Below are 10,536 nucleotides of genomic sequence, written 5' to 3'. Positions count from 1 at the left end.
CCAAGTGGTAAGGCAATGCTTTTTGGTAGCATGTACCGTAGGTTCGAATCCTACCACCCCAGCCATTTTCACCATGATAAACAAGCCTAGACCCAGCAGACTAACCTGCTGAGGAATGCCCCAGATTTATGCCCCTGTGGTTGCCGTACAGGGCCTATGGGCTCGAGGTAGCCCTAGTTTACGGGTGGCACGGGTGTCGGGCTGTGAGGCCGAAGCAGGCCATGGGAACCGAGCCCTCACAGAAGGCTATAGTCAACTCCATTCGCCGCGAACTCTCTTTCATCCATAAAGTTCTCCCCCCTCGTCCCTATTTCCAGATGCTCGGGGTTTATGCAGCGGCGGTTATTGCATCGGTGGCGAGTCCCCGGTCAGCCGCTTCTTCCCGGCTTCCATGAAGTCCTTTGACCATTTGTAATAGATGCCCTGTGATATCCCCTCACGGCACGCAGGCCGTCCAACACGATCCTGATCTTCTCTTCTGATGAATAATGCTTGAATGACGCTGTGACTGGCTTTGTTGCCAACCTTCGCCAGCATCACAAAGCGGGTATGGCGTTCGACCAATATTGCGATAAAGCTATTGCCAGATCCTGCGATTAAGTCCCCTTCCCAATGACCTGGTACGGCCCGGTCCTCGACTTCTGCAGGTCTGTCTCTGATTGAAATCGCATCGTTGAACTTACCTAACTGCCTTTGAATTAGGCAGCTGCCCTTTGATCTAATAGGCTTGCTGGCGATCGGGGACCTAATGGCCGGAAAACCTGTTGACAGATCAGTATCAGGTAAACGTAATAATAAATTGAAACGTTTCAATTGAAGGTGTAATCCTATGAATGACATTTTAAAGCTATCGGTTGAGGGCGTGGTAAAACGATTTGGTGGCGTTGTAGCCTTGAACCAAGTAGATTTTGAAATCCGCCAAGGCGAAGTTATGGCATTGGTAGGCGATAACGGTGCGGGGAAATCCACTTTGATCAAAACTCTCGCTGGAGCACATAAACCAGACGAAGGTAATATGATGCTAGATGGCCAGCCCATCAATTTCACATCTCCACAAGATGCTTGGAATAGAGGTGTCGCCACTATTTTTCAGGAACTCGCACTTGCCGGAAAAATGACGATTGCCGACAACATTTTTCTAGGGCGCGAAATTACAAAAAAATTTGCAGGTATTTCGTTTTTAGATCGACGAGCCATGTTCAAGCGCAGCGTACAACTTCTAGATGAGCTAGATGTGGTGGTCCCAGACATTCATACATGGGTTGAGCATTTATCTGGCGGACAACGGCAAGGAGTCGCAATCGCACGTGCGCTTAACATTGATGCAAGCCTTATCATAATGGACGAACCTACCGCGGCACTTGCTGTGGCTGAGGTACGTAAGGTTTTGGAATTTATCAAAACGCTGCGGTCACAAGGCAAGTCCGTCATTCTTATTTCTCACAATATTCAAGACGTTTTCGAAGTCTCTGACCGCATCACGGTTTTGCGGCGCGGGCAAAGGATTGGCCTCCTTGAGACGTCCCAAACGACACCAGAAGAAGTTGTAGGGCTTATTACAGGTGCCACGTTAGCAAAAAAAACCGCACCAACTCACTAACCCAACATTCCCATCACAAACGAAACAGGAGTTTATAAATGTCTTTGAAAACGATTTTTGTCGCCGGTATGGCACTAACCCTAGCCAGCACGTTCAGTGCAGCAGCTCAAGAGGCAAAACGCATCGCATTCATTCCGCAAATCTCTGGAATTCCTTACTACATTGCAATGCGAGAAGGCGCCGAGAAAGCCGCGAAAGATTTGGGAGCTGAATATGTGCAACAAGGCCCTACAAGCACTAACGCTGCTGACCAACTCCGCATTTTCGATAGCTTTGTAAATCAAGGATTTGATGTAATTGCGATTTCGCCATTGGATGAAGAGACATTAAAGCCCGCAATCAAACGTGCATTAGATCAAGGAATCGTCGTGTTGACATCTGATGCTGACGCACCAGGCAGCGCTCGGCAATTCTATGTTGCTCAGGCGTTAGATCAGGATCTCGGCTATACTTTGCTGGATGAAGCCGTCGAACGTATAGGCGACAGTGGTAAAATCGCCATCGTATCGGACTCTCCAACGATCCAATCAATGCAAAACTGGATTGCAGCCGTACAAGAGCGGGCAGAACAAAAATATCCAAATATCGAAATTGTTTCTGTTGACCACACAGACGGTACTGCGGCACGTGCCTATGCATTTGCATCGGATGCTATGACCCGAAACCCTGACCTAAAAGCCGTTTTAGGTATGGCATCCACAACTTGTCCAGGCATTGCACAAGCGGTAGAAGCTGCGGATGCAATCGGAGAAGTTCTTAGTGCCGGTTTTTGTTCTCCAAATACGGCACGCGGTTACATCAAATCAGGAGCGATGCCCTACTCCGTTCTCTGGAACCCAGCCGATTTAGGATACCTTACAGTCTTTGTTGGCAACCATTTGGCAATGGGGAATGAGATTACTAGCGACTTGGAAGTACCAGGCTTAAACCGCACAATCGAAGTCCAAACAGAATCCAAAGTGATTGTTCTAGGGACGCCTTCTGTGTTTACGATCGACAACGTCGACAATTTTGACTTCTGATCCTTACATGGAAAACACATTAAAAAAATCTGTTTCTCGGCCCATAACTGTGGGTCGAGAAGGCTTATTACTTATCACCTTGATCATACTATGCATTGTATTCGCCAGTCAGTCGGAATTCTTCTTATCTTCACGCAACTTGACAACTGTATTGCGCAACTCAGTAGATCTTTCTGTTATTTGCGCAGGAATGACGATCATCATAATTCTTGGTGGGATAGACGTAAGTGTTGGCGGCATCTTAGCAGTTTCTGCGGTCATGATTGGTCGAGCCTATCAATATGGAATGCCAGATATTATTGTTATACCTATAGGACTTCTTACCGGAGCAGCTCTCGGCTACGGCAATGGTCTTCTCATTGCAAAAACGCGCGTGCCACCTATCGTAGCAACGCTAGGCTCTATGTATATTTTCACTGCGACCTTATTTATCGTGATAGGTGGCGTGTGGATCAGTGGTTTGCCAAATTCATTATCCTTTCTCGTATTAGGCAGCTTTGCGGGCATACCATCCGGTGTGTTTGTAATTGCAGTCGTATATGGGGGGTCGTGGACAATTTTGCGACGCACACCTTGGGGGCAGCGCGTTGTCGCCATCGGATGTGACGAAAAATCCGCTCAGTTAGCTGGCATCTCCGTCGAACGCACAAAAATACAAGCCTATGCGTTGCTCGGTCTCTTTGCAGGCGTAGCTGCTCTTCTTTATGTGGCACGCTTGCGGAATGTAGAAGTTAATATTGGCACAAATATTGCTCTAGAAGCCATCGCGGCAACAATTCTTGGAGGTGCCAATATTCGGGGAGGAGTAGGCTCTCTACTTGGGGCGTTGTTAGGTGTTATCTTTATAAAAATTACGCAAAACGGCCTAGTGCTGATTGGTGTATCATCATTGTGGGAAACTGTCGTTATAGGAGGCCTGCTCATCGCGGTCCTTGCAATCGATGCCTTCGAAACTAGGAGAACATCATGAAAGACCCATTAAATCAGCGCATGTTTTTTCTTACGGCGCTCTTGATTGCTGCAGGGCTTCTCGGAGCATTCCTTTCTCCTTATTTTCTACAAGCTTCGACTGTCACCTATCTATTACAATATGTGCCTGTTCTTGGAGTTTTAGGGATGGCTCAAACGCTAGTAATCCTGTCTGGCGGACCGGGAATTGATCTATCTATTGGAGCTACAATGTCGATAGTTGGCCTCGCAATCGCTGGCCTCGCCGCAAATGGGATACCTATCTTGCTCGCCTGTGCGATCGGTATTGGCCTTGGTGGGATGCTGGGTGCCGTCAATGGCTTCTTGGTTTGCATTTTGCATGTGCCTTCACTAATGGCGACGCTTGCAACGTTTTTCACTTACTCAGGCCTAGCTCTAGCTTTGACTGGCGGCGCGCCGATTGGTGGAATTCCAGAATGGTTTGGAAGCCTTGCCCAAGGTAGGTTTTTAGGAATACCAAATCACATGTGGATTGTTTTCTTACCACTTGCCGTAGTTTTGCATGTCATATTGTCTCACACACGGCTTGGCTCACATATCTACGCTGCAGGCAACGACGAACGCGCAGCATTTTTATCAGGAGTAAAAGTTTGGCATCTGCGCTTTGCGCTCTACTGCATCAGTGGGATGGTCGCTGCATTAGCTGCGATTATGACCATATCATGGTTTCAAGCCGCCCGCGCAGACGCGGGTGACGGCATGGAGCTTCTGTCGGTCACTGTTGCAGTTTTAGGTGGTGCGCATATTTTCGGAGGCATAGGTCGCCTTTCCGGAACAATCCTAGCTGTTTTGATTGTAACGACACTCCAAGTCGGGCTCCAATTAGCAAATGTATCGCAAGCTTGGCAGCTAGCGACCATTGGCATTCTACTTATCGGTAGTGTAATCACCGATAACATTACTGGAGACCACTGGCGCGCTCGCGTCCGTAAACGCTCTAACCAATCTTAAAGTTAAGATGCCGTCCAGCTGAACCACTTACTCTGGACGGTATCTGCACCAGAACCATTTGCGGGATCAGACACGTTTAACTCAAACGCAGCTGCAACACTTTGACAAAGTGCCTGACAATGTAATCCCGACAAGACCGCAGCGGATAGTGCATCATCAGTATCTAAGCCCGCTGAGCTCACAGAAACTCCCAATTTTTCAAATCCTGTGTACAGAGACGCCGTCCGAGCATCAGAGCGTCCGCCCGCCCCCAAGAGCACCACATGATCACCCTTTTTAAGCATAAACTGCGCCCCGTGAGCAAAATTTTCAGCTTCAAATGCCCATGCTGAGAGACCGCCGGCCTCGTGCATCTTTGCTGCTCCGTAATTGGCAGACCCTAATGCCGCACCGCTGCCAAGAAAAAAGAACCTGGTATTTGAAGTAACACGCGCAGCTATAGCTTGCGTTTCTGTCATCATTTTAGGACCTGCATCAGCAAGGATCACATGTGGCTCAGTAACCAGAGTGTCACCTGCTAAAGCAATCAGTGCCAGCAAAGTCATGTGATAGTCCATACCATGAGGAATAGCGCGACTGATCGGAACAAAAGGCAAGGAAAGCGTCTTAGTCGCGGCTTGCGCCAAATCACTGTTAGAGTTCAACGTAATGGCAATAGTATAAGCGCCAATCGCAGATGCTGCACGAATTGCCTCAACAGTACGGCGCGTGGAACCTGACATTGAAATCCCCACCACGCTATCCTCCGGTTGAATATCCACGTCCCAGAGCATCTCAGCAGAACTAACTGGCCGTACCGCCCATCCTTGTTGCCGAAAATATAAGCTCAGCGCTTGGGCTGCAAATAAACTATCCCCACAGCCCCCTATCCAGATCGTTTCAGCTTTATGTGGTCGAATTAAAGCGGCTTCTCGAAAAATTGCATCACGGGCGGCCGCCAACGTTTGAGGCTGCTCGATCAGTTCGCGTTTCATCAAAGCTAAGCTATCATGAAGGGTCATTTTTGATACTCCTATTTATACGTTCCGCCAATGCAACGAGCTTTCAAGTTCCATTGGCACAACGGGACCGACCTCAGTGAGGATGGCTGATATGAGTGCAGGAGGAACTATTTCTAGCTCTGGGGCCGACGTCCTAGCTGCCTCGTTGGCTTTGAGTAAAAATGGGAACTCTCGCAAGGGCCTTGAAGGCATTTCGTTAGCGCGCTTCGTACCAACTTTGAACAAATCAGCGGCACCATACACAGGAACATTATGCGCCTGCGCCGCGCGCGCAGTCGACGTGGACCCAATTGTATTTATAATTCCACCGTCAAGCGTGACGCTCTCGGCACCTAAAAATACGGCATCAGCGTAAGTCGCTGCATATTCAATAGCCGAATCCGGTAAGAAATCGATATTAACATTTAGGTCGGCCAGCGCATTCATATATCGACGCCCCCCATCAATTGCACGGCTCTCAGGAATAATGATAGCCTCCAATCCCGTATTAATTGCCAGAGTACGGATCAGATCGGCGACGGTACTTGAGTAATCGTAGATCATTGGCCTACGAATTGACGTAAGCATTTCATTTGCTTTAGCCAGAAGTTTGTCACGTCGATCCCGCGCTGACACCTCCCAATCGAGCGCCCGATCTTGCAATCTTTGCACGGCGTTCTCATCGGATAAGCCTTCAAGTCCTTCCACTTGCCAGTTCACAGCATTGGCTACGATCGGCGCCCCCTCACCCCTTACAAGCGCAATAAAATTCGCCAGCATCAGTGCCTCAACGCAAGAGTTTTTACCTCCCTGCGCGGCAACCTTTGCTATTAACGACAACGATAGAGAAACGTGATTGGAAGCCCCCAACACCCCTTCGTCCACGATATCAAGGAGACCATCCATGACATATGCCTCAGGGGTGAGAAACCCCCTGTCAGTCATGATCTTTGCAAACTCGAATCTATGCTCAGGCATTATCAATCTCATTCTTTTGTGCCAATAAAAATTCTTCGATTTGGGTTTTAGATACCATACCAGCTTGCCCCCCATACGCCTGCGTTGATAGCGCCCCAGCTATATTGGCTGCTTGCAAGGCCTTAACGGCATTAGATCCAGACAAAATGTAATGTAAGTATGCAGCCGCGAAAGCATCGCCAGCACCAGTCGTGTCAACAACATCGATTGTATGCCCTGAAACCTCATAGATTTCGCCATGCTGCTCGACCGACGCCCCATATGGGCCGCGCGTCATTACAATTGAACGGCATGCCGAGGCCAGCAGACAGCCAATCCTTTGTTCGACTGCCTTACGGCTATTTTCGCTGATGAATAACAGGTCAACGCTTTCTATCAACTTGGTGACGTCCCCACAATCATCAGGTACATCTGCAGCTTCAAGATCAAGCGAGATGCTAGCCCCCGCCGCATTGGCTTGCGCGATCACTGCGAAAGCCAAATCCGGCTTAGTGAACGTCATGTGAACATGGGTGACGCCGTCAAAGCTTGCAGCTTTTACATCAGAAACTTGCGGCAAATAAGCGGGACTGACTGCTTTTACTAATGACTTTTCGCCTTCAGCATCGACCAATACGACACAAAAAAATGTGGGAACGCCTACGCGAACCTGCGAATGGGTTAAATCAATTCCTTCATAGTTAAGTGCAGACAATGCTTCGCGGCCCATCTCATCATCGCCAACAACTCCAAGCAGTCTCGTCACGGTTCCTAATCGGCTCGCTCCAACAGCTACGTTTGCGGCCATGCCCCCTGCTGTCCTCGCAACACATTTCCCATCTATCTTTTGATCTTTTCCGGGAGGAGCAGGAACGGTTATGATAATATCCATATCAATATCACCAATGCACAAAAGCACAGGTCGCTTCCTATTCGTCATGAATATGATCCTTTGAGATAATATCTTCTGCACGAACAATCCGGCCTTGCGCACCCAGTGCTGTAACCGACAAACTTGCCCCATTCACCGCATGGCGTAGCGCGGCCTCCATATCACCGCATGACAGCCAAGCAGCCAGAAATAGCCCTGTAAATGCGTCGCCTGCACCGGTGACATCGACAGCTTGCGTCGCGGGGCAAGATTGATTCAAAGGTGCAGTATCTGGACGCAATAATGTCGCCCCATGGATACCTTTCGTTAACACAATCGCACGACACAAGTGCCGCTTATCCCTTGAAAATAAGCGCTCAGGATTAACCTCCAGCTCAAGGTCTCCCCTTGTAATTTTCGCAAATGTATCTTGATCTAAAAATAGCAAATCAAATGTACACATCAGCTCAAGACAGCCCTCAAGCGTTTTCTGCTTTGCATCCAAACCGGCTGCATGCAGGGATGACAGATACCCTGCAGCTCTCATGCCAGATTTAACTTTTTGAGCCGTCTCAAAGTGAAATCCGTCAAAATGGATACAGGCTGGATTATCATTTTGTACCTGCTGTGATAAATGTTGCTCCAATAGATTTACTGGCACTTGAAGGGGTTCGTTTACAATCGTACGTTGCCCATTGGCATCCACCAAAACAATGCACCGTGATAGCCTCCCGCCAGCTTCCTGTAGCGTTCCGCTAACATCAACGCCATTGTGAGCGAGTTCCTCTAACGCCCATTGACTGTCAGCATCCCCACCGACCTGACTTATAATCTCGACATTCAATTCAAATGGCACCCCAAGCCCTGCAGCGAATACTGCAACATTTGCAGCAGGGCCGCCTAACATTTTATGAATTGCTTTAGATGTCATCCTTTCCCCATTAACAGGGACATGATCAATGCTTACCATGTAATCAACCGATAAATATCCCACCGAAATGATTGTTGGCGCATGGGACGTTTGTTTTAACGCAGGACGCGTCCGGCGAGCAATCAAAGACTTTGCTAAACTATTCGGGCGATAGTCCAGCTCGACCACTGCTTTCATGACAGCCGTCCGAGTTGCTTCGGAAGCGCCTTTTGATTTGTTCAAGACGTGTGATACTGTGCCGACAGAAACCTCTGCCGCTTGTGCCACATCTCGAATGGTTGCCCGACCCTTCAGATTATTGGTTTTGCCGCTAGACATTGTCGCTACCACTTTATCATTTTTTCATATTATTTAGTTAATTTCAGTAATCCACTTCTATCTGCATCATTCCAGAGAAATAAGCAATTGAAACGTTTCAACCGCATTGCGTGACGTCAGCGATTATGAAGATAATAACATTATTTGATAAGAGAGTATTTCTGGTTTATCGTATCAGTGCGATTTTCCAGTGTTTCGGCGTCGCTGGACTGACGTTGGGTGGAAGTATGAGTTGTCGGCCGGAGATGAGTGGATCGATTCCGATCCTCGCGCGATGAATGCTTGGATTGAACTTCAGGTCTCTGCAAAAAGCTCAGAAACATCCGGAGGTTACCAGCTTCGCCGAGTCATCCGTTTGGGCAAGTTCTTCACCAAAACCCATACCGCTCGATTGAACCTTTCTTTTCCTGGTGGATTAGTTGCAACAGCTTTGTTCATTGAGCCCTACAACTCTGATGATGGCCGTGATGATCGGTCGTTCCGCGAGACCCTGCGTTCGCTGTCTCAGCGATCAAAATACGCACCAGTCTACGCTAACGGTATCCAAGTGTCTGACGACAAGGACGTTGATCGGATTGGTCGGCTAATTGACCAAGCCAAGTCATCACTCGAAACATTGGATGCGCTTGATGACGATGCCGACGACGATAAAAAAGCTCGCGGTGCATGGCGTAAAGCGTTCAAGCACCGCTTTTTTGCTGAACCTGTTAAAGATGAAGCAAAGGCTGCAGTAGCTTTGGAAACCAAGTCAGCAGTGGGCGCGGGTCTTGCCGCACCCTTTTTAGCATCGGCAGCAGCGGCCGCTTTGTCAGACGCCGAGCGTGTTGAACGGATGGAATCCGCCGTTAAATCCCGCCAGTCCAGCGGCGAAGGCGGAAAGCCGTGGTCAAATTGAAGCCAGACCCCCGAATTCCAGAGGGGCTCTTAACTGATTTTTCTGCGGCAGTAGCTGAGCACCAGCCTGAATTAGCAATAACGACCTGGAAGGACTGCGTTGTTCTAACGGGAAACTTGGTCGTTTCTGGTCCAAATGGACCTTTCGACGCTTACCAGATTCAGGTTGCGATCCCGTCGGGCTTCCCATGGCAAGAACCTGTTGTCTTAGAAACTGGTGGCAGAATACCTAAAATCGTTGACCGACACGTTTTTGAGGATAATGAGAACTGTTGCTTACGCTGGACGCCAGCTTCTGTGTTGAGACTTTGAAAGAGGCCATCGCAAAATACGGAAAGCCCGAGATTATGAACACCGACCAAGGATCGCAGTTCACTGGTGCGGCCTGGCCCCCCTTTGACTGAGGCTAAAATCAAAATATCGATGCCTCTCGTGACATTGGCTTTGCCAATGCACTGCCGGTAATAGAGGGGCGTGGCCGTTATCTCGACAATATCTTCATCGAACGGCTGTGGCGGTCCCTCAAACAGGAGGCCGTATACTTGCATGAATTGCAGAACGGGTTCCAAGCCAAACGCGTGATTAAAGATTGGATCAGCTTCTACAACATCGAGCGGCCCCACACCGCTCTCGACAAACGATCACCCGACGACGTGTTCTTCACAAAAGAACAGACGCAGAAGGCCGCGTGAAACCAACCAGATTACATCTTAGCTGAGCCGCAAACCTGTCCTAAAAAGCAGGACCACTTCACTTCGCGAAGATCTTGTTCAAAAGGGCAATCTGGGAACGTTCATTCATGTGCGTCCCAATGGCGTTAGGCTCCTCAAGACGGATGCTGCTGAACGGTTGGTGCCCGCTCATCCTGTCCTTGATGATCTGTTTCGTAACCTGCCCAACCGACATTGGCCCGCGAGATCGATGCCGCAGAGACGAGCACAATAGATGTCAGTCGCAAGGCACTTGTTAAGAGGCTGCGAAAAAACGGGCTTGTTCGCTGTGAAGTGTTAAGAAAATATAAC

Annotated in this window: 11 protein-coding genes and 2 pseudogenes; 6 read left to right on the top strand and 7 right to left on the bottom strand. The window is 48.9% G+C overall.

The genetic code is table 11. From position 1 onward, the window contains the following. Positions 1 to 357: 357 nt before the first annotated feature. Together ACSHWX_RS17175 and ACSHWX_RS17170 are read right to left on the bottom strand one after the other, a co-directional pair. A pseudogene (locus ACSHWX_RS17175) lies at positions 358 to 503 on the bottom strand (IS3 family transposase); the annotation flags it as partial. After that, positions 487 to 684: pseudogene (locus ACSHWX_RS17170) on the bottom strand (transposase); the annotation flags it as partial. The pseudogenes ACSHWX_RS17175 and ACSHWX_RS17170, both read right to left, overlap by 17 nt. A 145-nt stretch (positions 685 to 829) precedes the next feature. Here ACSHWX_RS17170 and ACSHWX_RS17165 point away from each other — a divergent pair. From ACSHWX_RS17165 to ACSHWX_RS17150, 4 genes are read left to right on the top strand one after another with little or no spacing between them, the layout of a single operon-like run. Further along, positions 830 to 1,600: an ATP-binding cassette domain-containing protein gene (locus tag ACSHWX_RS17165; RefSeq protein WP_342857482.1), complete on the top strand. Its 771-nt coding sequence runs from the start codon at positions 830 to 832 to the stop codon at positions 1,598 to 1,600. Between the two features lie 38 nt (positions 1,601 to 1,638). Then, positions 1,639 to 2,622 (top strand): autoinducer 2 ABC transporter substrate-binding protein, encoded by a 984-nt coding sequence (locus tag ACSHWX_RS17160; RefSeq protein ID WP_435669444.1) that lies wholly within the window; start codon positions 1,639 to 1,641, stop codon positions 2,620 to 2,622. Between the two features lie 7 nt (positions 2,623 to 2,629). Then, on the top strand, positions 2,630 to 3,592 hold the full coding sequence (locus tag ACSHWX_RS17155; RefSeq protein WP_435669443.1) for an ABC transporter permease: 963 nt from the start codon (positions 2,630 to 2,632) through the stop codon (positions 3,590 to 3,592). Continuing rightward, positions 3,589 to 4,563 (top strand): ABC transporter permease, encoded by a 975-nt coding sequence (locus ACSHWX_RS17150; protein ID WP_435669442.1) that lies wholly within the window; start codon positions 3,589 to 3,591, stop codon positions 4,561 to 4,563. The genes ACSHWX_RS17155 and ACSHWX_RS17150 overlap by 4 nt, the downstream gene beginning before the upstream one ends. Positions 4,564 to 4,565: 2 nt before the next feature. Here ACSHWX_RS17150 and ACSHWX_RS17145 read toward each other — a convergent pair whose 3' ends face one another. Genes ACSHWX_RS17145 through ACSHWX_RS17130 form a run of 4 tightly spaced genes read right to left on the bottom strand, consistent with a single transcriptional unit; the run spans position 4,566 to position 8,620 of the window. Beyond that, positions 4,566 to 5,564 carry an SIS domain-containing protein gene (locus tag ACSHWX_RS17145; RefSeq protein WP_342857478.1) on the bottom strand — a complete coding sequence of 333 codons (999 nt, stop codon included), beginning with the start codon at positions 5,562 to 5,564 and terminating at the stop codon, positions 4,566 to 4,568. Positions 5,565 to 5,579: 15 nt separating this feature from the next. Next, complete coding sequence (locus ACSHWX_RS17140) at positions 5,580 to 6,521, bottom strand: hypothetical protein (RefSeq protein ID WP_435669441.1); 942 nt, start codon at positions 6,519 to 6,521, stop codon at positions 5,580 to 5,582. Then, the gene (locus ACSHWX_RS17135; protein WP_435669440.1) at positions 6,514 to 7,440 is read right to left on the bottom strand and encodes a carbohydrate kinase family protein; all 927 of its coding nucleotides are present in this window, start codon (positions 7,438 to 7,440) and stop codon (positions 6,514 to 6,516) included. Before ACSHWX_RS17135 ends, ACSHWX_RS17140 begins: the two co-directional genes overlap by 8 nt. Continuing rightward, entirely contained in the window at positions 7,430 to 8,620 is a 1,191-nt protein-coding gene (locus ACSHWX_RS17130; protein WP_435669439.1) for a PfkB family carbohydrate kinase, read from the bottom strand. Before ACSHWX_RS17130 ends, ACSHWX_RS17135 begins: the two co-directional genes overlap by 11 nt. 232 nt (positions 8,621 to 8,852) lie before the next feature. On the opposite strand from ACSHWX_RS17130, the gene ACSHWX_RS17125 reads away from it, so the two are divergent. Beyond that, positions 8,853 to 9,515: a hypothetical protein gene (locus ACSHWX_RS17125; RefSeq protein WP_435669438.1), complete on the top strand. Its 663-nt coding sequence runs from the start codon at positions 8,853 to 8,855 to the stop codon at positions 9,513 to 9,515. 418 nt (positions 9,516 to 9,933) lie between these two features. Continuing rightward, entirely contained in the window at positions 9,934 to 10,206 is a 273-nt protein-coding gene (locus ACSHWX_RS17120; protein WP_435669445.1) for an integrase core domain-containing protein, read from the top strand. A 134-nt stretch (positions 10,207 to 10,340) separates the two neighbouring features. Here ACSHWX_RS17120 and ACSHWX_RS17115 read toward each other — a convergent pair. After that, positions 10,341 to 10,536, bottom strand: a 196-nt coding sequence (locus ACSHWX_RS17115; protein ID WP_435669437.1) for a hypothetical protein, incomplete at its 5' end; no start/stop codon positions are given.

The organism is Maritalea sp., assembly GCF_051251695.1.
GTDB lineage: Bacteria > Pseudomonadota > Alphaproteobacteria > Rhizobiales > Devosiaceae > Maritalea.
Note: the sequence above shows the minus strand (reverse complement) of the source record. Positions and strands in the feature narration are given on the sequence as shown.